We start from the raw sequence: 26,480 nt of genomic DNA, 5'->3' as shown, positions 1-26,480 counted from the left end.
TGGGGTGGTGCACTCAGCCGACGCCGGGGCCCCGGACGGGGACACCTGGGTGCGGTCCGCGCTCGCGGAGCTCAGTGCGATGCCCGGCGTCCACCGAGCCGGGCTGGCGCTGGCCGAAGGTGGTGGACGACGACTGCTCTTCAGCGCCAGCGACCGCGACAACGGGGTCGCTGTCGACTGGTGTGAGGTCGATGCGTACGAGGACGTGCCGCTCAACCACTCGGTGCGCACCGGCGAGCAGGTCGTGGGCACCCTCGATCACCTCGCCGGCGAGTATCCCGCCTTCATCGGCCGACAGGCCGCGAGCACGTGCGCGATCGCTTCCGTGCCGATGGTGTCGGCCGGACACGTCCACGGCGGCTTCGCCCTCTTCTACGACACTCCTCAGCCGTTCGACCATCAACAGATGCAGGGCCTCGAGGACCTGGGGGCGAGGTTGGGTGCCGGGCTGCGTCGCGCCCAGCGCGCCACGACGCACGCCAGCCGGTCCCTCACGGACGAGCCGGTCCCGGAGGGGGCAATGGCCGCCACCTACCGGGTCGTCGCGCACCCCTCGGCGGTGGGGCCCGCGCGGGGCTTCATGAGGAGCAGCCTGTCCGGCTGGGGCGTGGACGCGGACACGATCGAGGACGCGGTCCTGTGCCTGAGTGAGCTGGTCACCAACGCCGTCATCCACACGGAGTCCGGGTGCGAGCTGCGCGTCGTCCTCGACCACGGCGTGCTGACCACGACCATCCGCGACGGCGGGTCGAGCCGGGTGGTCGACCTCAGCCGGGTCTCCGTGGAGCCGCTGGCGGTCCACGGTCGCGGTCTCCAGATCGTCAGTGCGGTGGCAAGCAGGTGGGGCTCGGAGCTCGACGCCGTCGGGATGACCGTGTGGTTCGTGCTCGAACCGACCGTGGAACCGAAACTCTCAGAGCCGGTCTAGGGCCCCGAGGTAGCGCTGCGTCATCCGGTCCTGAACGAGTCGAGTGACGGGCCCTCCGAGTCTCGCGAGCACGGACGCGGGCCTGGACACCCCGGTGACCGTGAAGCGGATGGCACCGTCGGTCTGGCGCTCCAGGACGAACCGCTCCTCGCCGGACTCCGGGTGCCCCGGAAGTGTGCCGTAGGTGAACCCGCGCCGGTCTGGTTCATCGACGACCCGGACGACACGGCAGGGAATCCGGAGCGACAAGGGGCCAAGCCCGAGCCGCATCACGACAATGGCGCCGACCTTCGCGGTGGCAACTGAGGCGCGGACACGAAGACCCGCCCTTTCGTGCATCCGCCAGCTCATCAGATCGCTGGCCAGGCCTTCGAAGTCCCTTCGCGTGAGCAGCGCCGTGGCCTGAAAGTGCTTGTAGCCCAGCGGCGCCCGGCCGGCTTCTGTCGCGTTGGCCGGGTAGGACAGGGGAACCGCCTGGAGCTCGGCGACCTTGTCCGGGCAGATTGAGCGGACTGGCATGCGTTCATCATCTCTGACGACCGGCAGCCCGCCCGAAGGGTGGACTGACCCGTGCGAACGTGGCCGCCACGCGCGGCCTCAGCGTCCGTCTGTCCCGGACGCGGAACAGGCAGCGCGCGCAGTCGCGTGCATCGGAGGTCGAGCGGGAGTCAGATGGAAGGAAGGCGCGGGAGCACGACGAAGGTCATGACCGCGCCGAGAACGGCCAGGGCCAGGCCGGAGAGCCACGCGATGAACCATCCGCGGTGGCTCGATCGCACGGCCATGACTGGGTCCCAGACCGACGTGGCGGCCGCGGCGCCGAGGAGGAACGTCATGGGCAACACGTAGGTGACGGACACCACGACGGAGCCGACGATCAGGAGTCGCTGCTGGAGCGACAGGCCCCGAACCACGATGCCTCCCTCCTTCCGAATTGACGTGACCAGCCACGCCGAACGGTACGGCCAAACACGGGAAGGGTGTCGGGTACGCCTTGGTTCTCGAACCGATAGCAGCTCTCGACGAGGGACCTACCCGTGCGCTGCGTCCCCGGAGCCCGGCCCTACTGGACCAGGAGGCAGAACGGGTGGCCCGCGGGATCGGCGAGCACGTAGAGAGGCTCGCCCTCGTCCTTCGACCGGTCGTGGAGCAGTTGGGCGCCGAGATCCTCCGCGCGCTCCCGATGCCGCTCGAGCTCTTCAGCGGTGGGCACCCTGAAGTCCATGTGCATCTGCATCGGCACCTGCTCCGAGGGCCAGGTCGGGGGAGCGGTGTCGGTCTTTCGCTGAATGGTCAGGACGCGACTGCCGTTGCCGTCGAGCAGAACCAGCCAGTCGGCGTCGTCGGGACTCCCATCCGTCGGCGGTTCCTCGCCGGCCCGATAGTGCAGCCCCAGCAGCTGACGATAGAACTCGGCGAGTGCCCGGCAGTCTCGCGCGTCGATCGCGGTGTGGAGCAGGACGGGAAAGGCAGACACGGTGACTCCTTGCCGTAGGGCTCTCAGGCTAGCCTCGCGGGCTTCACTGGCACGTCAGCAGAACCGCTCGGCGGAATCACCGCATCTGCGTGCCGTGCCGTCGAGCCCTGGAGGGGGTGCCTTGCGCAGGCGCTACCTTGCGCAGTCGCTGCGCACGCCCGGCGCGGGGCGTCGGTCGACTCTGGGTCGCAACCCGCTCAGGTGTCGTACTCGTAGCCGTCCCACGGCTCGTAGTAGCAGATGAAGTCGCCAGGCTCGATGTTGATCGTGACCATGCCGTCGGAGTGGTTGACCTTCCATCCGAACTCGACCCCGTCGATCGTCGTCGTGAACGGCTCGACGGTGATGGGTTCGGAGACGTAGTGGCCGAGTCGGGCGAGCTGCTCCGCGACCGTGTCCTTGCCGTGACCGGGGGCCGCCTGTCCGGGAGGTACTCCGTCGGTCCTGCCGAGACGGGCGACCTGGACCTCGTCGAAGGTCCCATCTGGTTTCCACCAGAACAGGCCGACCCAGGCGAGGCCGTCGTGGGTGAACAGCTCGTCGCTCAGGAAGAACTTCCGGCCGTCATCGGCGGTCCCCGCGTACGGGACGTGGTAGTCGTCCGGTCGAATGGTGAACCGGTCGGGTGCGCCGGCTGCTGGTGCCTCGTCGGCCATGAGCGTCTCTCCGTCGTGGGGTCCTCGAGCGGGAACTGCTCCGCCCGCCATCCGTCGTGCGGCCGCCGTCAACGCGGCGTGGCCGCTCACTCGCTGCTCAGCAGTTCCTCGATCCAGGCGTCGAGACGCCGCCGGAGGACGGAGCCGGTCAGGTGTCCGCGACCGATCCCCGCGTAGTTGGCGGCCCACTCCTCGACGACCGGTTCGGCCTGGGCAGCGGCTCGGCGGTCCCACGCCGCGATGTCCTGGACCTGCTGTCCGGAGGCGTTCCGGTACGCCGTCAGCAGCGTGTCGGCGGCGTCGCGGTCTCCGAGGAGCACCACGTCCTGGCGGCTCCAGGCGAGGTCGATGCCGCGAGGACCGTGACGGGCACCCGACCAGTCGACCACTCCGGTCAGGGTGTTGCCGTTCCACAGGGTGTTGCCGCTCCAGAAGTCCCAGTGCGTCAGGACCCCGTTGCCCCGGTCCAGATCGGGCCAGTCCTGCCGCGCTCGCAGGGCGATCGGGCTGTCGCCTGCCGGAGGTGCTTCGGGGACCGCACGCAACCCGGTGCCGGCCACAGCATGGATGCGGGCGAGGACGGCACCGAGCTGGTCCGCGATGGTGTCGATGGCCAGGCCTTGTGACGGCGGCGTGCCGGGCAGCATGCGGGTGACGATCGCGGGCCCGGTGGCCGAGGCGTCGTGCGCGACGAGAGCCGGCACCAGATCTCTCAACCCCTCGAGTCGGTCCAGCACCAGCACCTCGTGCCGAACCGCACTGTCGCCGGGTGGGAACCGGCGCACCACGTACATGTCGATGCCATCCGTGACGGTCGCGGTGACCGCGTGCTCCCCGCCCGACAACCGCGCCACGGCCCGAACGGGTCTGCCGAGCAGCCGGGACGCTTCGACCGCGTCGATATCCAGCGCGTCCGAGGCCACCCACCCATCATCACAGAGCATGGCCATCTCGTCGGAAAGTGGGCGCGGGTTCAGGAGCGGGCGGCCGCCCACGTCATCTCGGCGTCGACGTTCCCGCTCCAGAAGTCGTCGTCGTGCCCGCCGGACGTGAAGTGCGCCTCCGCTGTCGGGAGACGACGCGCCAGCACCCGGTTGGCCGAGATGAAGGGGTCGGACGTCCCGCAGTCGAGCCTCACCGGGATCCCGCGCAGCAGGTCGAGGCGGTTGAAGATCGAGTACCGGTCGAAGTCGGCCCGTCCGTCGTAGGCGGCTGCGGGCGTCTCACTGCCCTTCTGCCAGAGGGCCGCGCTGGCCGCGACCACCCCACTGACTCGCGTCCGGCCGAGCTCGCTGGCGAGCAGCAGGGCACCGAAGCCACCCATCGACCAGCCCAGCAGGACCACGCGTGAGGACGGTGCCAGCCCCGACGCCTCGAGCGCCGTCGGGATGAGCTCCTCTCGGACCAGCGCGCCGGTGTCCGTGCCGTCGCGGCGTGGGTGCCAGTAGCTCCTCCCGCCGTCGACGGAGGCGAGTGCCATCCGCGACCGCTCGACGGCGTCGCCGAAGCCGAGGCCGAACGCGTCGTCGGCGCCACCGCCGAGCCCGTGAAGGGCGACGACGAGCCCACGGGGTTGGCTCGTGCGCGGCACGGCCAGCCTCCAGCGCGCGGACTCGACGCCGAAGCGGCTCGGCATAACCCCCTCGCTGAGGGTCGGCCCGTCGGTGCCGGAGCAGCCGGACAGGCCGGCCGCGGCTGCGAGGGCGAATGTCCCGGAGAGCACGGTGCGCCGCGACGGACCCGACCCTGTGGTCATTCGGCGAGCCTAGGGGCTGGACCGTCTGCTGACGGCGCGACGCGGCGTGACCGGGCGAGCCCAGCAGCCCTGTCACGCAAGGTGCCTCGCGATCGTCGTCAGGGCGTGGTCGCGTTCGGCGGCGCTCCATCGGCGGCCACCGAGAGTCACCCACGCGACCCGGTCGCGCGTGACGAACGCGACCAGAGGCACGTCGCCGACCCCCGCCATCGGTGTGCTGCCGACGACGACGGGAATCCCCTCGACCATCTGGAAGTCCCCGTGGGCGCACTGCGCGAATGCCGTCTGGATGAAGCTGTAGAGGTTCATCGGGTCGCCGACGACCATGGTCACCTCGACGTAGGCCACCGACCGGGACGCCGAGTAGGCGCCTGGCGTCGGCTCGCCTTCGTCGGTGCGGGCCTCGACGCGGCGGATGCGTTCGGCCCCAGCGGCGTTGACCAGGTTCTCCCAGGACCGGCCCGCCCACGGTGCCGGCTGGTCGCAGGACACGGCGTCCGGGTCCGGGAGTGCGTGGCGGCATCGGTCGGCGTCGCCGGCGTCCGGGCCGGGGAAGATGACGTCGTTGCGTTCGATGGCCGTGGGCCGGTCCGCGCCGAAGATGGCCACGACGGGGACATCGGACAGGTCGCTGGTCGGGGCGCGGCCGAGGTCGTTCTGCGTCGCGCACCGGGCGGCCTCACCGACCGCGGTCATCGTGGGCGCGGCGGGCGTCGTCACGGATGGACCGGTCGGGCGCGGCGCCGACCGGCCCGACGTGCAGGCGGTGAGTGCGACGGCCAGCGCTGCGAACGTGCACGCGAACCGCGCTGTGCCGCCGACCGTTCGCGAGCGTCGTGCCTGGCGGTGCCCCCCTGAGTGCATGGTGCAGAGTGTGCCAAGGCCGCCGTCATCTGCGTCGTCACCTCGCCGGCGCGAGGGGGTCGAGGACGGCGCAGATGATGGCGGTGTCGTCCCGCCGCGGGAGGTTGGGCATGCACTTGTTGAGCAGGGAGGCACACAGGTGCTCGGCGGTGGCCGCGGGGCTGTCGTCGACGACGCCCGCGAGTCGCTGCAGTCCGGCGTCGATCGGCTCGCCCTCTCGCTCGACGAGTCCGTCGGTGTAGAGGACCAGGGCGCTGCCCGGTAGGAGCCTGACGGTGTGCTGCCGTCGGGTGGCGAACATGACGCCCAGCGGCGGGTCCGCGTGGTGCAACGGTGTCGTCGGTGAGCCCGGGGTGCGCAGCAGCGGGGGAGGATGGCCGGCGAGCGAGTAGGTCAGACTGCCGGCGCGGCGGTCCAGGACGACGGCGGCGGCCGTCACCATCGTCTGGGTGGAGGTGGCCGTGACGAACCGGTCCAGCTCCTCGAGCAGCCTGGCGGGTTCGTGGGTGGGTGCCAGCGCTCGGGCCGCGGCGCGGATCTGGCCCATGGCCACGGCCGCGCTGGTGTCGTGACCCGCGACGTCCCCGATCGTCAGCAGGGTGCGGCCGCCGGCGAGCGGGATGGCGTCGTACCAGTCGCCGCCGATGCCGTATCGGGCGTCCGCGGGCAGGTACCGAGCGCTCACCTGCATTCCGGGGAGGTCGGGCAGGGGCTCGGCCAGGAGGCTTCGCTGGACGAGCATCGCCAGGTCGTGGTCGCTGTCGTGCTCGACGGCCCGGCTGATGGCCTCCGAGAGCGCGGCGCCCAGGCCGGACAGCACCGTCAGGTCGGTGGGGGTGAGGGCGTTCTCCTCGTGGAAGCCGAGGACGAGGGCGCCGAGGGTCCGCGAGCCGATGCGCAGGGGCAGGCCGAGCCAGCACGGTAGGGCGGCTCGTGCCAGGGCCGCCCGGGCGTCCGGGTCGGGGACGACGCGGTCGGTCAGGGTGGGCAGGTACACCGTGGACACGGTGACGCGTGCGTCGGACAGCGGCGAAGGGGCCGAGCCCGGGGAGGGCTGCCAGACGACCTCCAGGTCGTCGGGGAGCCCCACCTTGGCGATGGTGAGGAGCGCCCCGGGGTGGCGTTCGTCGACGAGGGCCAGGCGTGCGGCCGCCGCGTCGTAGGGGGCCGTGCCGTCGACGAGCACGGCTCTGGTCACGTCGGTGAGCGATGCCGACGCGACGAGTGCGGTCAGGACCCGGTGCAGGTGTTCGGTTCGTTCCAGTGCGGCTCGTTCGGCCGTCACGTGCTGGGCCCGCACGAGCGCGCCGGCGACGAGGTTGGCGAAGACGCGCAGCTCGTCACGCTGCGCGGGTGGGAAGGTCTGTGGGGCGTCCCAGCCGAGGCCGAGCGCGCCGATCACCTGGTCGTGCCCGACCAGCGCCAGCGACGCGGTCGCAGCCAACCCTGCCGCGGCGGTGTCGGCCAGCAGGAGCGGGAACTGCGCCCCGAGCTGCGCCAGGTTGCCGAGCCACACCTCACCGCGCCCGGCCATCGCAGCGCCGAGCGGGGTGGAGCCGTCGACGGGGATGGTCGGGTATCGCTGTGCGACAACGGGCGTCAGGGTGGACAGGTGGTAGACCCGCGCCACGTCGTGCGCCGCGCCCACCTCCCGCACGGCGATGTTGGAGAACGTCGCACCGAGCGCCGCGGCGCTATGCTCGGCGACGGCACGCGCCAGGTCCTCGATGGTGTCCGACCCCGTCAAGGCCTGCACCAACGGCGCCAGCGCGATGGTGGGAAAGGGCGTCCGGTCGACGGACGCGTCGTCAGCGCCGTCTCCGTCGCGTCGCCAGTGCTTCAGGTGCAAGGCACAGATGTCGGCCAGCGCCAGCAGCAGCTCACGGTCCGATTGGCTGAACTCGTGCGGCTCCACCCAGCTGATGCCCATCACCCCGAGGAGGACGCCGGCGGTTCGCAACGGGAGCACCGCGTAGGCGCGCTCCTTGCGGGACACCAGCTCGATGATGCGCGGAAACCGCTGTGCGGTCTCAGCTTGCGAGGCCAGCCACACCGGCTCCCCGGTCGTCGCCGCCCAGGTCAGGGGCAGGGACAGGTCGCCCACCTCCAGCGGACCGCACGCCTGTTGTTCCGAGCGGGTGTACCCGAGGCTGGCCAACGGCTCGACGGCGTCGTCGTGCACGAGAGCGACAACGCCGCCGGCCGCGCGCAGTGCTGCGACGGCCTGCGAGATCACCAGCTGGGGCGTCTCGGCGTCCACCGGAGCGGCGGCGAAAGCCTCCAGGACCACCATCAGACGCTTTCTCGGCAGCAGGGAGTGCTTGGACGGCGGGTCGACGCCTGGGGGCTCAGCTTTCGACATCACTCACTCCGTATGGCCTGCCGCACCGTCGACGTGGCAGCCGCCGATCCGGCCACTCCTCGGCAAACCGGGAAGCCATGTCAAGCCTTGCTCGCACTCCCATCACCGTCAGCCCTTCCGCCGAAATCAGGCGTGGCTGCGGGGGCACATGCTGGACCATCTGGTGCATAGCGCTCACGGATCGTCATCGACCGACGAGGCGCGGGACGCCCGACCTTCGGCGCGCTGGGGGCGGCATTTCACACGACGCTGTGCGAACAGTCGTGGGCGTCCGAGTGCATCGGGTCGCACGGTTGCGTGGACACCCAAAGGGATCGACGCAGATCGCGGTGTCAGGCCGGACTCGGTCGGTGGAGGCCTTATCCTTGCCGCGATTGCGCCCGCGGGGCGCGCTGGACAAAACAGGGGTGGATGGTGCGGCGTACTCGCGTGCCTGCGATGGTCGGGGCGGTCGTGCTGGGTTGGGTGGCGGCGGTGTCGGCTGCCGCGCCGTCGGCCCACGCGGCCACGGCCGCCGACGTCGCCGTGATCGGTGACCAGATCACCTCGACGCGGCTCTCGTCCTCCTCCGCCACGTACCCCGAGGGGCCGGTGGCGGGCGTCCCGGCAGCCCGGGTCGACCCGGCGTCCTCGACGGTCACCGTCTCGGTGCAGGACCCCGTGAACGGCGGCTCGGCGACGATGACCATGGCGTGGCCTGCACGCACCGGCTCGTGGGCGCTGGACTTCCGCGGTCCCGACGCCGAACAGACGGTCAAGCTGACTCGCGGGACCCGGAGCTGCACCTTCACCTCGGGCACCCTCCAGGTCTACCTCGCCGAGACGACCGCGACGGGAGACGTGGCTGCGCTGTCCGTCGACGCGACCGGCTCGTGCGGCCTGTCCGGAAGCGGCTTGTACGCCGGCGCCCAGGTTCGCATCGGGGACAACGACCCGACGCGCGTCGTGTCCGTCCCGCGGGCGACCCCGGCCAGTGTCTCCACCGGTGCGGTCAACGGCACCGTGGTCACCCGCGACGTCACCGTGACCAACACCGGTGACCGGCCGTGGACGGTGCGATCGGCCGTGGTCGCCTCGGCCTCTTCCCCTTCGAAGTTCACGGTCACGCCGGACGGAAACCACTGCACGGGACTGACCCTGACGACCGGGCAGACGTGCACCGTGCAGGTCACCGTGACGGCCAGCTTCTACACCGTCTGGGAGGACCTCGTCGTCGGCGGCGACAGCCCGATGACTCTGGCCGTGCCGTTGACGCTCGAGGGCTACAACCCCGTGGAGCCACCGTCAGCACTCGCCGCCACCCCGGGGCGGCTCTCCGCCACCGTGTCCTGGCAGCCGCCGAGTAAGCTGCCCGTCGTCGGCTACCGCGTCTACGACGTCACCGCCGGCTCGCGCACCCTGCTGGCCAGCGCCCCCGCGTCGGCCACCCAGGTCCTCGTGCCGGGGGCCGGACCGCGCACCCTGGCCCTCGTGGCCGCCAACGGACGCTACGCCGAGTCGCCGGATGTCGTCGTGGATGTCCCGGCGGTGACGAGCGAGGTCGTCGCCAGCGACCCGTACGGCAGCACCGTCTCCTTCGCCACCGACCCGGCGTCGCCAGCGGAACGCGCCCTGACACTGGAGCGGGTCGATCTGGACGCGTCTCGGACACTGTGGGTCTCGTCGGGCGGCGTCGGCGTGCGGGTCTGTCCGGTGGCGACCGAGCAGTGCGTGACGGTGCCCGGCACCGACGGCACCGCCAACCCTGACGTCGATTCACCCACCGAGGCGCGGTGGCTGCCCGACGGCAGCATCGCCTTCCTGCGCGGGAACTCAGACCAGCTCCGCACCCTCTGGGTCGTGCGCTCTGATGGCACGGGACTGCGCAAGGTCGCGAACGTCCCGAACCACGACCAGCTGGCGCCGGCTCCCGATGGCACGCAGGTCGTGCTTCGCAACAACGACGGATTCGGCCGCTTCGAGCGTGTCCGCCTTTCCGACGGCAGCATCACTGCCATCCCGGGCACCGACGGGGCCGACAACTTCACCGTGTCCACCCGGGGCCAGCTGGTCGTCGAACGCCGGGTCGACACGGCCTCAACGACCGGCCCACGCACCGCCACGGTCATGAATCTCGACGGATCCGGGGCTCGCCGGCTCGCCCTGCCGATCGGGGACAACCGGGCAGTCACGTTCGATCCCACGGGCACCCTGGTGGCGTTCGCGCGGTACACCGGCGACTTCGAGGCGACCATCTGGGTGGCCGCCGCCGACGGCACCGCGGCGCGCCAGCTGTCCACCTCGACCGGGTGGTGGCTCGGCCTGAGATGGTCCGTCGATGATCGGATGTCCCCGACGGCCGGCATCGCCGTGCCGGCCTACACCACCCGCAGCGCCGCCCTGACGATCGGCGCCGCCGACGGTGACGACCCGGTCGGGTCGCTGCGCCGCGAGTGCCGCCTCGACAGTGCAACCACCTGGAGCCCGTGCGGACCGACCCTGAGCCTCACCGGGTTGACTGTCGGAACCCACTCGGTCAGTGCCCGGGTCACCGACCCCGGCGGCAGGCAGTCCGGCGTGGTGTCCAAGAGCTGGGTCGTCGACGCCAGTGCGCCCACCGCGGCGATGACCGCGCCCGCGTCGGTGCAGACGCGGACCCCGGTGACTCTGACGTGGACGGCCACGGACGCCGGTGGCTCGGGCGTCGCGAGCTACGACGTCCGCTCCCGGTACGCCTCGTCGTCAACCGGTTTCGGCGCGTACGGCTACCCCTCGGCCTGGCAGAAGCTGACGGCCACATCGCTGAACGCGACGCTGGGCGCGGGGAACCAGTACTGCTTCTCCGTCCGAGCCCGGGACCGGGCCGGTAACACCGGTGCCTGGAGCGCCGAGCGCTGCACGTCGATGCCGTTGGACGACCGCGCCCTCAGCGCGTCGACCGGGTGGACGAGGGGCAGCTCGACGAGCTACCTGTTCAACACCTACAGCAAGACGGTGAAGACCGGCGCCCAGCTCACGCGCAGCGGTGTCCAGGCCCGACGCCTCGCCGTGGTGGCCACCACCTGCTCGACCTGCGGGAGCGTCGACGTCTACCACGCCGGCGGCAAGCTGGGCCGGCTCAGCCTCTACTCCTCCACTACCAGGACTCGGCAGGTGCTGTGGCTGCCCGTGCAGACGGTGACCCGTACCGGCACCGTGACGATCCGGAGTCTGAGCACCAAGCAGGTCCTGATCGACGGACTCGCGATCACGCACTGAGGTCGCTACGCGCCGAGTCGACGGCAGGAGATCGCCGTCGTGGAGTCCCGGCATCCACCGCCAGACCCGACGCGTGCGGAAGGAGGGCCATGGGCTCTCTCGAGGGCTACTACTGGACGCATTCTCGGCCGGGCCGGCTGGGGCGGATCAGCCCGGTGGGCTTCGGCGCCTTCGGCGTGGCCGGGGCAGCGGCGGGCCTGGCGCAGACGGTCTCGTCCAGCGGGGTCGCGTTCAGCGCGCTGATGGCGGTGGGCTGCGTCAGCTTCCTGCTCATGGTCTGCGACATGGTCGTCGCCGGGCTCGTCGGGCGGCCACCGGCTCCCGTCAGGGGTGCGGTGCGTCCGCTCGGACAGACGCGCACCTTCAGCAGTGACCGTCAGCTGCTGGTCGGGTTGACGCTCGGCGTCGCCGGTGCGGCCCTGACCGGCTACGGGTTTCCGCCACCAAGCGGGGCGCCGTGGCTGCGTACGGTGTTCGTGCCGCTGTTCGCCGTGGCAGCGGCAATCGGGGCCGTGCTGACCGTGCGTAGCCGGTCGCTGGCCGTGCGCATCGACGACGCTGGCGTCCACGGCAACACGTTGCCGTGGGGGCGGCGCTTCGCCACGTGGGAGCAGATCGCCGGCGCCTCTACGCAGGCCTACGCCGACTCGCCGGGGGCGTGGCTGGTGTTGCAGCTCCGCGAGGAGTCCGAAGGGCCCGTTGTCGCAACCTCGGGCGGCTGGAACTCGCCCAAGCCGGCCGGACGCCGCACGTGCCGGATCATGACGGCGTACCTGCTGGCGAGCAGCCAGGAGGTGTGCGAGGCCATCACCGGCGACCCGATGTTCCGCGGCCCCGCAGTGGTCGAGGTCGACAGGCACGGGTGACGCCCACCACCCGGCGTCGCCCACGGTCCGCCAGCGGCACGGAATGGCGTTCTGCGGCGGCCCGGCTCGGATATGTGTCGACTGAGTAGGTGCCACCGTGCATGATCTCGCCATGTCCTTCGTCTTGCTCGTCGACGACACCCGCACCTTTCGCGACGGCCGCGAGCACCTGCGGGCGCGGACGAGTGTGGAAGCCTTGGGCGGCCTTGGGACAGGTTCGTGACTTCAGGCATGGGCAGCTGTGGCTTGACCATGACCTGGGCATCGTGAACGGCACGGTTGACAGCACCCTGCCTGTTCTGGACGAGCTGGCGCGGGCGGCCAGCGAGGGAGATCCATATCCGTTCGACCTCGTGGTCGTCCACACGGCCAACCCTGTGGGAGCGGCGACGATCATGCAGGTCCTGGAGCGATGGAGCTACCCGTCCCGTCGGGTGCCGAGCGCGGACGAACTGGTGGACGAGACCTGACGTCGAGGCATCGCGATGCGCGGGAAGTTGCGGGCGGTCCCCGAACTGGCCGCTGCCACGTGCTCTCGCGGCTAGTGTCTGGTTGGTGAATGGGGTCCACGACGGAGAGCAGGCTGATGAGCGCGCGGTCTGGCGTGCCGAGTCGGTAGCCGTGTGTGCCGCCCTCGGCGTCCTGCTCGTGGTTTTCGGCGGCTACCTTGCCCTGACCGCACTGCTGCCCGATGGCGCCGATTGGGTTGTCCGGACGGGCTCGGCCGTCGCGGGCTTCGGGGCGGCGACTCGGGCCTATCGAGGGTTGCTTCGTTCCCGAGGTTTCGAACCGACCAGTCTTGGCGTCCGGCTCCGGCATGAACGGGCTACGACCGGGCACTGAGGCAGCAGCATTCGCGACGTGCCGCATGAGCGATCGGGGCTCCATGGCGTTCAGGCGTCAACGAAACGGCCTAGCCCCGTGAGGTATTCGCGCATCTGCTGATCGTTGGCTAGCCGATGGGTATCCAGCGCGACAACGAGTTCTCGCAGGAGTGGTCGTGTCGATTCCTCGAGGCTGTTCGGGCCCATCGGTGTCCATGGCTATCTGGCAGTCGACGACGGGCCCGAGGACTACACACGTCGCCATGTTCGCCGGTAGCCGAGCGGACACACCGGCAGGGCTCAGGACCTTGGCGCCCAAGGGGCGCACGCCGCGGTGACCGCCTCGAGCGCATCCCGGGTGCTCTTCACGTAGGGGCCGCCGTTGCCCATCGCTGTCATCGCCGTCGCGGCCGGCTCGAACACCTTCTTCGCGTCGGCGTCACCGGTCTGCGCGGCCTCGCCGTACAAGGCGCCGAGGCGCTTGGAGTACTCGGTCATGTCCGCGGAGTACACCTGTGCGTTCGTCTCCTTGTACCGGGCGAAGAACGACTGGCATGACTCCTGCAGCGGCTTCCCACCGGCGGAGCAACCGGCCAGGGCGGCAACGCCACCCACGACGCCGGTCAAGAGCCCCGCCGTGAGGCGCAACCTGACGACACTCTCGATCGCCTTCGACTGGCGCACGTCTTCCCCCTGATCCGCATGTGTGATCGGCAATCTAGCCCGCGTATGGGCGTGGAAGCGCCCGATTGCCGACGGTACGGTCCTTGGGGCACCCTGGCTGCTCGACGTGCGCTGGTGGAGCGGCCGTGACCATCCGCATTGCCGCTCGTTGGGACAGGGCAATCCGGAGGCGCCTCTGAGGCGAACCACGGACGCGCCCCCACGTGCAGCTCGCCATCACCCCCGGCCCCCGGCCGCGCGTGCGCCTTCCGAGAAGGGACCCCTGTCGATGACGACGATCTCTGGCCAGCCGCACGAAGAAGGCACCGGACGAGCCTCTGACCCACCAGCACGGGGGGTATCCCGGAGGAGGTTCATCGGATTCGTCGTGGCGGGTGCCACGCTCACCGTCGCGGCCGAGATCGGGGGAGCCGAGGAGGCCGTCGCGGCGGTCCCCAGCGTGCCTCAGATGCCCGAGCTCTACGACCTCGGCGACCTGCAGACCCACTCGGCGCTGCCGACCTCCCAGCTCATAAGCATCACCGTCGACGACAAGGGCATCGCCCACTTCGCCATCCCTCGCATGGAGGTGGGCCAGGGCATCACGACGGCCGCGGCCATGATCATCGCCGAGGAGCTGGCGATGCCCGTCGAGGACGTCCGGGTCACGCTCGCCCCCGCCCGCCCCGAGCTGGTCTTCAACCAGCTCACCGGTGGTTCCAACACGATGCAGTCGATGTTCACGCCGATCCGGGTCGCGGCCGCAGTCGCCAAGGGGGCCCTCCTGCGCGCCGCCGCGACGGCCCTCGGTGCCACGGTGTCCTCGCTCGTGGCCAAGGGCGGCGTCGTCACGGCCCCCGACGGAAGCCGGCGCACCTACGCCGAGCTGTCGGGGCTCGCGGCCGCGTCCACGACGACGGCCGTCGACGTCGAGCTCGACCCGAGCACGTCGTTCGACGTGATCGGTACCCCGCGCAACCGCGTCGACGCGCTCGAGGCCGTCACCGGTCGCAAGCAGTTCACGATGGACCTCGACGTGCCCGACGCGCTGCCGACGATGGTCTGCCGACCCCCGACGCTCAACGGCTCGCCCCGCAGCGTCGACAACCTAAGCGCCGTGCAGGGGATGCCGGGCGTCACCGACGTCGTCGTCGTCGACACCGGCGTCGCGGTGCGGGCCGAGACCTTCGGCCAGTGCATCGACGCCGTGCGCGCGCTGCGCGTCACGTGGGCCGGCGGGCCGGTCGAGGGCGAGTCCGACGACTCGGTGCTCCGACGCCTCAAGGCCGCCGAGCTGCCGATGGCGGTGCCCAAGGTGCCACTGCTGACCCAGACCGTCGACATGCGGTTCGAGTTCATGTTCCGCAGCAGCGCCGCGCTCGAGCCCAACTGCGCCATCGCCGACGTCCGCGACGACCGGGCCACCGTGTGGGCCGGCCTCAAGGCGCCGATCGTCGCCCAGCGCAACATCGCCAAGGCCGTCGGCCTGCCGATCGCGAAGGTCGACGTCAACGTCGTCACCGGCGGAGGGTCCTTCGGGCACAAGCTCTTCGGCGACGCCGCCATCGAGGCCGCGAAGATCTCCAAGGCGATGGGCAAGCCCGTCAAGCTCATGTGGCACCGGGCCGACGAGCCCCGCCAGGGCCGGACGCACCCGATGGCCACCTCGAGGATCCGGGCAACCGTGCTCGCCGGTGAGGTGCTGACCTTCGAGCAGCGGCACACGAGCATCAAGACCGACTTCGGCCACGGCCTCGGTGAACGGCTCACGGCCATGGCCTCCGAGCTGCCGGCCGGCCTGGGCAACCTCGGCCTCGCCGAGTCGATCTTCACCTTGACCCAGGAGCTGCCCTACAACTTCGGTGTCGTCACCCAGCTGCTCGACGAGGTCGACATGGGCTTCAACACCGGCAGCATGCGCAACATCTACTCACCCGACGTGGCTTGCGCCAACGAGCTCTTCATCGACCAGCTCGCGAAGAAGCTGGGCAAGGACCCGCTCGCCTTCCGCCTCGCCTTCCTGCGCAACGAGCGCGTCAAGGCCTGCCTGCGCAAGGTCGCCGAGGCCGGCCAGTGGGGTCGGTCGATGCCCGCAGGCACGGCACAGGGCGTCGCGATCCACTCGGAGTACAAGGGCGCCACTGCGGTCCTCGTCGAGATCGACTGCCGGCCCGAGACGGTGAACCGGCAGGTCCGCGACGCGGTCACCGGCCCGCGCGTCACGAGGGCCGTCATCGCCATCGACGCCGGCCTCGTGGTCAACCCACGCGGCCTCGAGGCGCAGATGATGGGCGGGGTGTCCGACGGCATCGCGCTCGCGCTGACGAGCAGCAACCACCTGCAGGACGGTCACTTCCTCGAGGCGAGCTGGGACAACTACTTCTACACGCGTCAGTGGAACGTGCCACCGAGCTTCGAGTGCATCGTCATGCCGTCCGACGCGCAGCTGCCCGGTGGGGCGGGGGAGGCCGGCGTTGCGGCCACGGTTGCGGCCACGGCCTGCGCGTACGCCCGGGCGACCGGCACCGTCCCGACACGCTTCCCGATCAACCACAGCACCGTGTCGTTCACCCCCAAGACCTTCGTGCCGCCGGTGCCGGCGTCGCCCACCGACGGTCTGGCCCACACCTACTGAGGAGCACCCCCATGGCACAGCACACCTTCAGGGTCAACGGCGAGCCCGTCACCGTCGACGTCGCCGACGACGTACGGCTCCTCTGGGTCCTGCGTGACGTGCTCGGCATCACCGGACCCAAGTACGGCTGCGGGATCAACGTCTGCAAGGCCTGCACCTCGCACATCAACGGCAAGGCCTTCAACCCCTGCTCGGTCCAGGTCAAGGACATCGGACCCGACGACGAGATCACGACGATCGAAGGCCTGCCCGACACCGTCGGTGCCGACCTGCACCCGATGCAGGAGGCCTGGCTCGAGCGAGACGTCGCCCAGTGCGGCTACTGCCAGCCCGGGCAGATCATGGCGGCGGTCGCGCTCGTCCGCAAGGTCCGAGCCGAGGGACGCCAGATCACCGACGCCGACCTCGACGGCATCCGCAACGTGTGCCGATGCGGAACGTACACGCGCATCAGGGAGGCGGTCCGGGACGGCGCCAAGCGCATGTAGCTCAGCGGCCGGCCCCCGACGCCCCACAACCCGGGACCAACGCCACGACCGATCGGTAGCAGATCCGGTAAAGGGGCTCACGCCGACGAGCGACGTGAGTCCCGGGCGCGATCATTGCGGCGGTGCGCCGTCGCCGGGGAGGGGAAGACTAGCTCCTGCCGCACGGCCGATGGGGCTCGCAAAGTCGTGCACCCGAAGGGCGGTAGATCCGGTAGATGGCCGCGGCCGTTGGGGAGTGCGGTCTACTGGCTCCTTGAGCTGGGGTCGACAGCGCGGGAGCCCGTCGCTGCGTTCGGGTCAGCGGTAGCCCAGCTGGCGAGGAAGCTGAGCGCTTCGGCGGAGGCGCTGAGGGGCTCGACGGTGTAGGTGATGATCGTGAGCCCGGTGTCGCCCGGCAGCTCAAGGGCTTCGCCGGTGAGTTCGAGGTCCCCGATGACGGGGTGGTGCATCTGCTTGATGGAGGTGCGGTGGAGGCGGACGTTGTGGCTGGCCCACCAAGTGCGGAACTCCTCGCTGCGGGTGGAGAGCTCGCCGATGAGATCGGTGACTCCGCGGTCGTAGGGGTTGCGGCCGGCTTCGATGCGCAGGGCGGCGACGGTGTCCTTGGCGACGGTCTCCCACTGGACGTAGAAGTCGCGGGAGCGTGCGTCGAGGAACATGTACCGGGCGAGGTTGGGTCGGCTGCTCTCGTCGGCGTAGAGGTCGGACAGCAGGGCGCGGCCCAGTCGGTTGACCCCGAGGAGGTCGAGTCGGTTGTTCCTGACGTAGGCGGGGGCGCCGATGCTGTCCAGGATGCGTTGGACCCCCGGACGGAAATGCTGCTTGGGCCCGGTGCGTCTTTGACGGCCGCCAGCGTTGGCGGCGCGGGCGAGGTCGAAGAGGTGGGTGCGTTCGGACTCGTCGAGCTGGAGCGCGCCGGCCAGGGCGGCGAGCACTGACTCGGAGACGCCGGTGAGGTTGCCGCGCTCGAGCCGGACGTAGTAGTCGGTGCTGACCCCGGCAAGCATCGCGACCTCCTCACGGCGCAGCCCGGTGACGCGGCGGTTGCTGCCGTAGAGGGGCAGCCCGGCCTGCTCGGGGGTGATCCTGCCCCGGCGTGAGGTCAGGAAGTCGCGCACCTCGGCTCGGTTGTCCATGCGACCGACCGTACGTGGCCGCTGCGGCGGCTGGGAGGGTCTGGCGTTACCGGTAAGAGCCGGCACTCCCGCGCGGCGCGCGGTGGATGTTGTCTGGACGTGTCGCCGAGGGAAACCGGGCCCCAGGCCCGGCGCTCCCATCTCGAGCTGCCCTGCACCCTCCCGGAAGTGATCGCGCCATGTCGCAGTCAAGTACCACCGTGCCCGAACCCATGTCGGAACGCGTGTCCCAACCCTCCGCCAGCCCTGCCGTCGGGCATCGAGCATCTCTGTCGCGGACCCAGGAGTCGGCTGCGCTGGGGGTGGCGATGCTCGGGTTCTTCGTGGTCGCCCTCGACGCGCAGATCGTGAACGTGGCGCTGCCCGACATCGGCAAGAGCCTCGGCGGCGGGCTCTCCGGGTTGCAGTGGGTCGTGACGGGCTACACGCTCACGTTCTCCTCGCTGCTGCTGTTCGCCGGCACCCTCTCGGACCGGATCGGGGCCCGGCGCGGCTACGGCATCGGGATGGGGATCTTCGTGCTGGCCTCGGTGGTGTGCGGTCTCGCTCCCACGCTGCCGGTCCTGGTGGCGGCCCGCGTCGCCCAAGGCGTCGGCGCTGCGCTCATCACCCCGACCTCGCTGGCCCTGATCCGCGAGGCCTACCAGGACGCCCGTCGACGAGCCAAGGCCGTGGCCTACTGGGCGCTCGGCGGCTCGGTGGCGGCCGCCGCCGGACCCATCCTCGGCGGCGTGCTGACCGAGATCGACTGGCGCATCATCTTCTACATCAACCTGCCGGTCGGGCTGCTCGCCCTCGTGCTGCGCAGCCGGGTCGCCGACTCGCCTCGCCGCGCCCACCCCGTCGACCCGATCGGCCAGATCTCGGCGCTGGCCGCGCTCGTCGGCCTGACCTACGGCCTCATCGAGGGCGGCAGCCGCGGCTACGGCAGCCCCGACGTCCTGGTCGCGTTCGCGGTCGCCGCGGTCGGCGCCCTCGCCTTCCTCATCTCCCAGGCCCGCGGCCGGCACCCGATGGTGCCGTTGGACCTGTTCCAGTCCCGGCCGGTCGCGATCTCCTTGGCCGCCGCCTTCCTGACCATGGCCGGGTTCTACGGCGTGGTCTTCGTCCAGAGCCTGTACTTCCAGCAGGTCCGGGACGCCTCACCGCTGCAGACAGGCCTGCTCTTTCTGCCGATGACCGCACTGGTGGCGATCCTCAACCCCGTCGCCGCCCGCGTCGCCGTCCGGTTCGGGTCCCGGGTGCCGATCGTGGGCGGCCAGGTCCTGATGGTTCTGGGGCTGCTCGGGCTGGCGCTGGCTCCGCTCGACCTGCCCCTGTGGGCGATCGCGCTGTTCATGGTCCCGGTCGGGGTCGGCGGGTCCTTCACCGTGCCGCCGCTGACGTCGCTGCTGCTCGACGCCGTGCCCGCCCCCCGAGCCGGCACCGCCAGCGGTGTCCTGAACACCGCCCGCCAGGTGGGCGGTTCCATGGGCGTCGCGGCATCCGGCGCGGTCATCGCGCACATGGCCGGCTTCATGGACGGGCTGCGCGTCAGCCTGGCGGTCATGGCCGTGCTCGTGGCTCTCACCACCGTCCTGAGCCTCCTGCTCCCGGCCGGCAAGGACCACGCCTGATGAGCCACCGATTCTGAACCCAGCTCGCGCGGACGGGCACCGGTGCGACACCAAGCAGCAGCCGCGCGACACGATGAGCCGCCGGCTGAACCGGCTGGGCATGGCGCACGACGTTCACCGGATCGAGGAGGGGACTTCACCGGCAAGACGGTGCACCCGTTCACGACCCACGCCATGAGCGGCCTGGGCACCGCGATGCGCGACTACGCCGAGGTCTGCCGCGGCGCCGCCCTCGGCGAGGGCCTGGCCGTGCACGGCGAGCAGGTCCGGCAACACGGACCCCGCGCGGTCCCCGCATGGCTGCAGCGCCTCGACCTCGCAGAGCCCGCCGGCCAGGCCGGCGGATGGCCATCCGCCAGCCTTCTCACCCGCCCCCGCCCGACGCGACCCCGTCCGCGAAGGGGGTAACACCAGCCCCTCCCGGTAGCCGCACCGGCTGCCTACCGTCGAACCAACCAGAACCACAGGAGAGCCGCATGGACATGCTGAAGCTGAACAACGACGTCAAGATGCCGGCCCTCGGGCTCGGGGTGTTCCAGACCCCGCCGGAGGAGACCCGCGCCGCTGTCGAGGCCGCCCTGAGCACCGGCTACCGCCACATCGACACCGCCGCCGCCTACGGCAACGAGCGTGAGGTCGGCCAGGCCATCCACGGCTCCGGGGTCGACCGCGACGAGGTGTTCCTCGAGACCAAGATCTGGATCAGCGACTACGGCTACGAGGAGACGCTGCACGGGTTCGACAAGAGCGCCGGCAAGCTCGGCGTCGACCAGATCGACCTGCTCATCCTGCACCAGGCGCTCCCGTCGGAGTTCGACAAGACCATGGAGGCCTACCGCGCCCTGGAGACGCTGCTGGAGCAGGGCAAGGTCCGCGCCATCGGCGTCAGCAACTTCATGGTCGACCACCTGACCCGGCTCCTCGACACCGCGACGGTCGTCCCGGCGGTCAACCAGATCGAGGTTCACCCCTACTTCCAGCAGCGCGAGGTCCAGGCGTTCGGCGCCGAGCACGGGATCCTCACCCAGGCCTGGTCACCCATCGGTGGCATCACCTTCTACCGCGACGGCAATCACGGCAGCACCCTCGAGGACCCGACCATCGTCGGCATCGCGCAGGCCCACTCCAAGAGCCCGGCCCAGGTGATGCTGCGCTGGCACCTGCAGCGGGGCCGCTCGGTGATCCCCAAGTCGACCAAGCCGCACCGCATCGCGGAGAACGTCGACGTCGTCGACTTCACCCTGACCGCCGAGGAGCTGGCCGCCATCGACGCCCTGGACACCGCCCAGCGCGGCGGACCCGAGCCCGAGGACATCACCCTGGAGAGCTTCGGCCGCCCGATCCCCGAGGCGTGAGCGCGCCTCGTCCCAGCGACAAGAAGGACATCGAATGAGCAACCACTCCGACAACCGGGTCGCCGTCATCACGGGGGCCTCATCCGGGATCGGTGAGGCCACCGCCCGCACGCTGGCAGCCGGTGGCTACCGGGTCGCGCTGCTGGCACGCCGGACGGACCGCATCGAAAACCTGGCCGCCGAGCTCGGCCAGGGCGCCATCGCCATCAGCGCTGACGTCACTGACCGTGACAGCCTGCTCGCGGCCGCAGACCGCGTCCAGCAGGAGCTCGGTGGTGCCGACGTGCTGGTCAACAACGCCGGCGTCATGCTGCTTGGCCCCTTCGCCGCTGAGCAGCGGGCCGACTTCCGGCAGATGATCGAGGTGAACCTGCTCGGCGCCATCACGACCACCGAGGTCTTCCTCGGCCAGCTCAAGACCGCCGCCGGTGAGCGCGGTGGTGACATCATCAACATCTCCTCCGTCGCCGGCCGCACCGCCCGCGCCGGCAACGGCGTGTACGCCGCCACCAAGTGGGGCCTCAACGGCTGGTCTGAGTCCCTGCGCCAAGAGCTCCTGCCCGACATCAGGGTCACCCTGATCGAGCCCGGCGTGGTCGCCACGGAGCTACCCACCCACATCACCCACCCAGAGACCCGAGAAGGCGTGGGCAGGCTCTACGACCGAGCCCAGGTCACCGCGGAAGACATCGCCGACGTCATCGCCTTCACCCTCGAGCGGCCGCGGCACCTGGCCATCAACGAGATCCTGCTGCGTCCCGCCGGTCAGCTCTGACCGCTCCCGTCACGAAAGAAGAACCGCACATGAAGACACGCACCCTCGGCAGCCAAGGGCTGAAGGTCTCCGCCCTCGGTCTCGGCTGCATGGGCATGAGCCAGTCGTTCGGTCCCCGCCCCCCACGCGAGGAGATGATCACCTTCCTGCGCGCCGCGGTCGAGCGCGGCGTGACCTTCTTCGACACCGCCGAGGTCTACGGCCCGTTCCACAACGAGGACCTCGTCGGGGAGGCGCTGCAGCCGGTCCGCGGCGACGTCGTGATCGCGACGAAGTTCGGCTTCGCCTTCGACGAGAACGGCGCGCAGAGCGGCGTCACCAGCCGCCCCGAGAACATCCGCGCCGCCGTGGAGGGCTCGCTGCGGCGGCTGCGCACCGACACGATCGACCTGCTCTACCAGCACCGCGTCGACCGGCAGGTCCCGATCGAGGAGGTCGCCGGAACAGTCAAGGAGCTCATTGACGCCGGCAAGGTGCTTCACTTCGGGATGTCGGAGGCCGGCGTGCAGACCATCCGCCGTGCGCACGCGGTGCAGCCGGTCACAGCCCTGCAGAGCGAGTACTCCCTGTTCTGGCGCGAGCCGGAGGAAGCGATCCTGCCGGCGCTCGAGCAGCTGGGCATCGGGTTCGTGCCCTTCAGCCCCCTCGGACGCGGCTTCCTCACCGGCCAGGTCACGAAGACCACGCAGTTCGGCGAAGGCGACATCCGCGCCTCCCTGCCGCGCTTCGAGCGGGAAGCCCTCGAGGCCAACCTCGCTCTCGTCGACCGCATCAAGACGGTCGCCGAGCGCAAGCACGCCACCGTCGGGCAGGTCGCCCTCGCGTGGCTGCTGGCCCAGAAGCCGTGGATCGCCCCGATCCCCGGCACCCGGAGGATCGAACGACTCGACGAGAACCTTGAGGCCGCAGACCTCGAGCTCAGGCCCGAGGACCTCGCCGATCTCGACGCCGCAGCCGCGAGCGTGCGGGTCCAAGGAGCGCGCTACCCCGAGGCGATGCAGCAGATGATCGATCGCTGAGGGGGCGTCCGGCTCCGCCACGTCGTCCCCGTGACGGAGTCGCGGGTCCGCTGCCCACCCTCGGGAAGTCAGCGCCGCGACGTCGGGGCGCGCTGTACCGCGAGGCACCCAGGCGAACTTCCTGCTTCGGCGAACTCTCCGGCTGCGGATCGTCCGCAACGACTCTTAGCGTGCGGTCATGGCAGCGTCCACCCGGACAGCGTGCCGTTGCCTGACGAGGGGGAGCGAACGATGACCACGGTGCGCGTAGTGCCGGCTTCGGCCGAGATGTGGCCACAGCTCGGCCGCGCCTTCGGGCCACGGGAGAGAAACCCCGATTCCTGCTGGTGCCAACGCTTCTGTCGGCATGACGGCCCCGACAACCGGGAGGCCTTGCACCGCGAGGTCCGTGAAGCCGAGGTCCCGATCGGCCTGCTGGCGTTGCTCGACGGCGGTGTCGTCGGCTGGACGCGGGTGGTGCCGCGATCCGTGCTGCCGGGCATCACCGCGCACCGGGCGCTCGCCCGCATCCTCGACGAGGACCCGGACGCGTGGTGGGTGGCCTGTTTCGTGGTGCGCCGGGAACACCGGGGGAGCGGCATCGGAGTGGCGCTGCTCGAGGGAGCGGTGGACTGGGCCAAGCGGCACGGCGCGTCGGTGCTCGACGGTCACCCGGTCGACGTGGACCGGCTCGCGGGGACCCCGTCGCCGGCCGGCCTCTTCACCGGAACACTCGCGATGTTCCGGCAGGCCGGTTTCGCCGAGATCGGCCGTACCTACCCGACCCGGCCGGTGATGCGGGGCGAGCTCCGCGCTCGGTGAGCAGCGCGGCACACCAGCAGGACCGGGGCGAGCCTGGCGGCACGCGCAGAGCGCTCGTCAGCGGAACTGCTCGAGGATGACCGGGTCGGTGATGGCCGCGTCGTCGGCCAGCAGGAAGGCCTTGGAGAGGATGACGTCGAGCAGGCCGTCGTCCTGCTCGAACGGGAGGAAGAGCGTCGGATGGCGGCGCGTGTGGTCCGGGACGATGCACAGGTACCTGTCGTCCGGACTCATGAGGACGTTTCCCGACCCGAGGTGGATCCGGTACGTGCGCACGGATCCCTCGACGACGAGGAAGGGTCCCTCGATCCTGGCCCGGTCGGCTATCCGGGTGCGGGGCAGCAGCCGCCGCAGCGCCTCCCGGCGGATCTCGGCGGACGCGTTGAGGGCACCGACGCTCGCCGTGCCCCAGTACGCCCGGGCGCGACCGACGCCGCCATCGGCCCAGGTGGGGTCGGTGGCGATCGTCGTCACCCCGACGAAGAGGTCGACGTCGCGCATGACCTCGGTGAAGACGCGCGGTGGAACGGTGTCGAGCTCCTGCTCCACCCACCGGGCAGCGCGTCCGTCACCCTCGAGTCGCTCGAACCGCACGCGGTCGCTGCTGCAGAGTGACGCGTGGCCGAGCGGGCCGCCGACGTCCTCGACCAGGTCGTGGTGGAAGTGGGCTCGCCAGCCCGTGTCGGCGACCGTGCGCACCGCCTCGCCGTTGTAGCCGCCGTCCCAGCTGCCGAGCTGCTTGGCGTTCCAGTCGCGGGCGAGCATCAGGGCACGCGCCTGCGGGTATCGCAGTATGTGCCCGGCGAACCGGTTGGAGTGGGTGCGGGTCTGCTCCTCCGCCGGCGTCCGCCGGTAGGTCTCGCGGAAGGCCTGACGGAAGGGCTGGGGCGTGCCCGTCTCGAGCAGGTGGTCACGCCAGCGGCGGATCTCCTGGCCGTCGACCAGCAGGGGATGCCACAGCAGCAGCCGCTCGGACGCGTCCACCCGGCGGGCGCTGCCGTCGTGGGCGCGCAGGTGCCAGCCCCCGTCGTCGTGCCGGGGCAGGCCCGAGAAGCAGGATCCGTCGGCGGCCCGAGAGGTCCAGATAAGGCCGCGTGCCGTCCACCCCACGACCGGATGGCCCACGTAGAGGTCGGTCCACTCGGCGACGGACCACGAGTGCTCCTCGGCGAGCAGCTGCTCGAGCCGTCTCCGCTGCTGGCTTGCCAGCTTCCTGGCTCGCGACGCCGTGGCGCGCAGGTCGGCCAGCTCTTCGGGGTGCGCTCGCACGTCGGCCGGTACGGACGCCGTGACCTGGCCGGACGCGTCCCGCCACCGAATGGACACCTTGGGCGTCGCGTCGCCGCACAGCTGCAGGAGCGCGACGTGGCTGCCGACAACCCGCTCGGCGGTGCCGTCGGGGCGGAGGTCGAGGGTGGGCACGGACCGTTCGACGAGCTGGCCACGCGTGACACCGGACGCTTGTGCGACGTCCGCGAGGGCGCCGTCGACGGCCTTGCGCACCGTCCTGTTCGCCACCTGGTCGCGGACCCGACCGAGCGCCGCCGCCACCGCCGCCACCGGCGCCGATGTGCTCTCGGCCGTCGTGGCCATCGAGGCCAAGGCGGCCACGGCTGCCGTGGCCAGCCCCTGGCACACCGCCACGCCGCCGGAGCCGCCCACCCCGATGCCGGCCCGCACGGCGACCTCCCCGACGAGCCGCGCCGTGTCAGCCGTGGGACACGCTCCGACGAGCATCCAGACGGCCCCGCGCGCTGCGTGGAGGCTCTGGTCGGTGAAGACGATCCGGACGCGCGGGTCCACGCCGCGCTCGGCGACCATGAGCGCGATGCCGACCAGCTCGCGTGCCATCGCGGCAGCGCCGGGGTGCGCCGAGACCGCTGCTCGGGCGTCGGCCCGCCACCTTGCGGTCGGGCGGACGCTGGTGCCGTAGGAGTCGAGGCAGGCGCTGACCGCGGCGGAGACCATTGCCGGGTTGGCGTCCAGGATCTCGCGCGCAGCCGGCGCGAAGCCGTCCGCGTCGTGGCGCAGTGCAGCGGGAACGGTCGGGTCCGAGGCGGCGGCGAGGAGGGCCGAGATGCTCAACGTGAGCTTCACCTTCGCGGCGTGGGTCAGGTAGCAGCTGTCGCCGATGCGGGCCACGAGGTGCTCGACGTCGGGTCGGAAGCCCTCGTGCCCGGCGAACCTGCGGCCCGCGGTGAGGGCCAGCCTGAAGTACTCCTCGACGTAGATCCCGGCCCCGGGGGTGAATCTCTCGGAGGCGTCGCAGCGGCGGACGCTGCGCCCGAGGAGCCACTCGGCGTCCGCCACGGTCCACGGCAGATCCTTGCGTTCGACGGCCCTGATGACGATCTCGCTCGTGCCTCCCGAGCCGAACTGGCTCGACTCGTGCAGGACTGCCGCCGCAGCGGCTGCCCGCTGCTCGTCGGGACCTGCCGCGCGCAGCCGGGCGCGCAGACCCTTGGCCTGTTCGGCCGTTGCGCCCGACCCGAGTCGGAGCGAACGCACGAAGCCCTCGTGCGCGCGCATGAGGGCCAGGAGCTCCTCGGGCGGGTCCGCTCGGACGACCGCGTGGTTCGCGCTCCAGACCTGGACCATCCGCGCGTCAGCCCCCGACGAGGGGGACGAGCCTGACGAAGGCGACGTGCTCCCCGGCGGCCAGGTCGATCTCCTCGTCGAGCAGCTCCACCTGCCGGTCACCGACGAGGACGAAGAACCCGTTGCGTTCGAAGGCCCGCTCGGCGATGTCCGCCTGACGCTCCCAGTCGACGCGCACCGGACCCGGCTCGGGGGCGGACGGCTCCGCCGGCGTCACCAGTCCTCTCCACGGCCTCGTCGGGCCGGCGTTGTAGCGCGCGACCTCGGCGCGCACCCGGTGCCGGATGAGCTCGCGGACCGTCACCCGGTCCGGGAGGTCGACGAGCTCGAGCGTGTCGACCGGTCGACCGGACGCCGTCTCGTCGTGAACCACCATCGTCGCCATCGTGCCCCCTGTGCTGTGCGGTGTCCGGAGCGTAACCGC

At 71.0% G+C, this 26,480-nt stretch carries 24 protein-coding genes; 12 read left to right on the top strand and 12 right to left on the bottom strand.

What is annotated here, in order from left to right; genetic code table 11:
- The first annotated feature begins 4 nt into the window (after positions 1-4).
- Positions 5-928 (top strand): ATP-binding protein, encoded by a 924-nt coding sequence (locus BIV28_RS19695; protein ID WP_083707146.1) that lies wholly within the window; start codon positions 5-7, stop codon positions 926-928.
- Here BIV28_RS19695 and BIV28_RS07925 read toward each other — a convergent pair.
- From BIV28_RS07925 to BIV28_RS07890, 8 genes are all read right to left on the bottom strand, one after another.
- Entirely contained in the window at positions 914-1,447 is a 534-nt protein-coding gene (locus BIV28_RS07925) for a DUF1990 family protein (protein WP_083707145.1), read from the bottom strand. The two genes, BIV28_RS19695 and BIV28_RS07925, sit on opposite strands and share 15 nt — an antisense overlap.
- A gap of 149 nt (positions 1,448-1,596) precedes the next feature.
- Positions 1,597-1,842, bottom strand: coding sequence for a hypothetical protein (locus BIV28_RS07920; RefSeq protein WP_076260795.1), 246 nt, complete (start codon positions 1,840-1,842; stop codon positions 1,597-1,599).
- A gap of 149 nt (positions 1,843-1,991) precedes the next feature.
- On the bottom strand, positions 1,992-2,405 hold the full coding sequence (locus BIV28_RS07915; protein ID WP_076260793.1) for a VOC family protein: 414 nt from the start codon (positions 2,403-2,405) through the stop codon (positions 1,992-1,994).
- Between the two features lie 197 nt (positions 2,406-2,602).
- On the bottom strand, positions 2,603-3,061 hold the full coding sequence (locus BIV28_RS07910) for a hypothetical protein (protein ID WP_076260792.1): 459 nt from the start codon (positions 3,059-3,061) through the stop codon (positions 2,603-2,605).
- A gap of 86 nt (positions 3,062-3,147) precedes the next feature.
- Positions 3,148-3,984, bottom strand: coding sequence for a phosphotransferase family protein (locus tag BIV28_RS07905; RefSeq protein WP_242652838.1), 837 nt, complete (start codon positions 3,982-3,984; stop codon positions 3,148-3,150).
- 50 nt (positions 3,985-4,034) lie between these two features.
- Positions 4,035-4,817 carry an alpha/beta hydrolase-fold protein gene (locus BIV28_RS07900; RefSeq protein ID WP_076260790.1) on the bottom strand — a complete coding sequence of 261 codons (783 nt, stop codon included), beginning with the start codon at positions 4,815-4,817 and terminating at the stop codon, positions 4,035-4,037.
- A gap of 72 nt (positions 4,818-4,889) precedes the next feature.
- Positions 4,890-5,537 (bottom strand): hypothetical protein, encoded by a 648-nt coding sequence (locus BIV28_RS07895; protein ID WP_207555848.1) that lies wholly within the window; start codon positions 5,535-5,537, stop codon positions 4,890-4,892.
- Positions 5,538-5,718: 181 nt separating this feature from the next.
- Positions 5,719-7,974: a GAF domain-containing SpoIIE family protein phosphatase gene (locus BIV28_RS07890; RefSeq protein ID WP_076260787.1), complete on the bottom strand. Its 2,256-nt coding sequence runs from the start codon at positions 7,972-7,974 to the stop codon at positions 5,719-5,721.
- A gap of 498 nt (positions 7,975-8,472) precedes the next feature.
- Between BIV28_RS07890 and BIV28_RS07885 the strand changes: the two genes are divergently transcribed.
- The 4 genes from BIV28_RS07885 (at position 8,473) to BIV28_RS07875 (ending at position 12,616) form a co-directional block, all read left to right on the top strand.
- Positions 8,473-11,280, top strand: a complete 2,808-nt coding sequence (locus tag BIV28_RS07885; RefSeq protein ID WP_207555847.1) for a TolB family protein — start codon at positions 8,473-8,475, stop codon at positions 11,278-11,280.
- Between the two features lie 89 nt (positions 11,281-11,369).
- The gene (locus BIV28_RS07880; protein WP_076260783.1) at positions 11,370-12,146 is read left to right on the top strand and encodes a hypothetical protein; all 777 of its coding nucleotides are present in this window, start codon (positions 11,370-11,372) and stop codon (positions 12,144-12,146) included.
- 97 nt (positions 12,147-12,243) lie between these two features.
- Positions 12,244-12,369, top strand: coding sequence for a hypothetical protein (locus tag BIV28_RS20415; protein WP_278247766.1), 126 nt, complete (start codon positions 12,244-12,246; stop codon positions 12,367-12,369).
- A complete protein-coding gene (locus BIV28_RS07875; RefSeq protein ID WP_083707143.1) occupies positions 12,332-12,616 on the top strand; it encodes a cyclic-phosphate processing receiver domain-containing protein in 285 nt (94 codons plus the stop codon). Before BIV28_RS20415 ends, BIV28_RS07875 begins: the two co-directional genes overlap by 38 nt.
- 654 nt (positions 12,617-13,270) lie before the next feature.
- Here BIV28_RS07875 and BIV28_RS07870 read toward each other — a convergent pair.
- Entirely contained in the window at positions 13,271-13,654 is a 384-nt protein-coding gene (locus BIV28_RS07870; RefSeq protein WP_076260781.1) for a hypothetical protein, read from the bottom strand.
- 367 nt (positions 13,655-14,021) lie between these two features.
- On the opposite strand from BIV28_RS07870, the gene BIV28_RS07865 reads away from it, so the two are divergent.
- On the top strand, positions 14,022-16,268 hold the full coding sequence (locus tag BIV28_RS07865) for a molybdopterin cofactor-binding domain-containing protein (RefSeq protein ID WP_242652836.1): 2,247 nt from the start codon (positions 14,022-14,024) through the stop codon (positions 16,266-16,268).
- 11 nt (positions 16,269-16,279) lie between these two features.
- Positions 16,280-16,756 carry a (2Fe-2S)-binding protein gene (locus tag BIV28_RS07860; RefSeq protein ID WP_076260778.1) on the top strand — a complete coding sequence of 159 codons (477 nt, stop codon included), beginning with the start codon at positions 16,280-16,282 and terminating at the stop codon, positions 16,754-16,756.
- Between the two features lie 242 nt (positions 16,757-16,998).
- Here the strand turns inward: BIV28_RS07860 and BIV28_RS07855 are convergent, their stop codons facing one another.
- Positions 16,999-17,892 (bottom strand): MmyB family transcriptional regulator, encoded by an 894-nt coding sequence (locus BIV28_RS07855; protein ID WP_076260776.1) that lies wholly within the window; start codon positions 17,890-17,892, stop codon positions 16,999-17,001.
- 308 nt (positions 17,893-18,200) lie between these two features.
- On the opposite strand from BIV28_RS07855, the gene BIV28_RS07850 reads away from it, so the two are divergent.
- The 5 genes from BIV28_RS07850 to BIV28_RS07825 all read left to right on the top strand — a co-directional run bounded on the left by BIV28_RS07850 (position 18,201) and on the right by BIV28_RS07825 (position 23,458).
- Positions 18,201-19,508 (top strand): MFS transporter, encoded by a 1,308-nt coding sequence (locus BIV28_RS07850; RefSeq protein WP_242652834.1) that lies wholly within the window; start codon positions 18,201-18,203, stop codon positions 19,506-19,508.
- A 476-nt stretch (positions 19,509-19,984) separates the two neighbouring features.
- Positions 19,985-20,863, top strand: a complete 879-nt coding sequence (locus BIV28_RS07840) for an aldo/keto reductase (protein WP_076260771.1) — start codon at positions 19,985-19,987, stop codon at positions 20,861-20,863.
- Positions 20,864-20,897: 34 nt separating this feature from the next.
- A complete protein-coding gene (locus BIV28_RS07835) occupies positions 20,898-21,638 on the top strand; it encodes an SDR family oxidoreductase (protein WP_076260769.1) in 741 nt (246 codons plus the stop codon).
- Positions 21,639-21,667: 29 nt separating this feature from the next.
- On the top strand, positions 21,668-22,657 hold the full coding sequence (locus tag BIV28_RS07830; protein ID WP_076260767.1) for an aldo/keto reductase: 990 nt from the start codon (positions 21,668-21,670) through the stop codon (positions 22,655-22,657).
- A gap of 231 nt (positions 22,658-22,888) precedes the next feature.
- A complete protein-coding gene (locus BIV28_RS07825) occupies positions 22,889-23,458 on the top strand; it encodes a GNAT family N-acetyltransferase (RefSeq protein ID WP_076260766.1) in 570 nt (189 codons plus the stop codon).
- A gap of 57 nt (positions 23,459-23,515) precedes the next feature.
- Here BIV28_RS07825 and BIV28_RS07820 read toward each other — a convergent pair whose 3' ends face one another.
- Complete coding sequence (locus BIV28_RS07820) at positions 23,516-25,966, bottom strand: DUF4132 domain-containing protein (protein ID WP_207555845.1); 2,451 nt, start codon at positions 25,964-25,966, stop codon at positions 23,516-23,518.
- Positions 25,967-26,063: 97 nt separating this feature from the next.
- Complete coding sequence (locus tag BIV28_RS07815) at positions 26,064-26,432, bottom strand: hypothetical protein (protein WP_207555844.1); 369 nt, start codon at positions 26,430-26,432, stop codon at positions 26,064-26,066.
- Positions 26,433-26,480 lie beyond the last annotated feature (48 nt).

Origin of the sequence: Intrasporangium flavum, from assembly GCF_001956915.1 — a bacterium.
GTDB lineage: Bacteria > Actinomycetota > Actinomycetes > Actinomycetales > Dermatophilaceae > Monashia > Monashia flava.
This window is presented reverse-complemented; position numbering and strand designations above follow the sequence as displayed.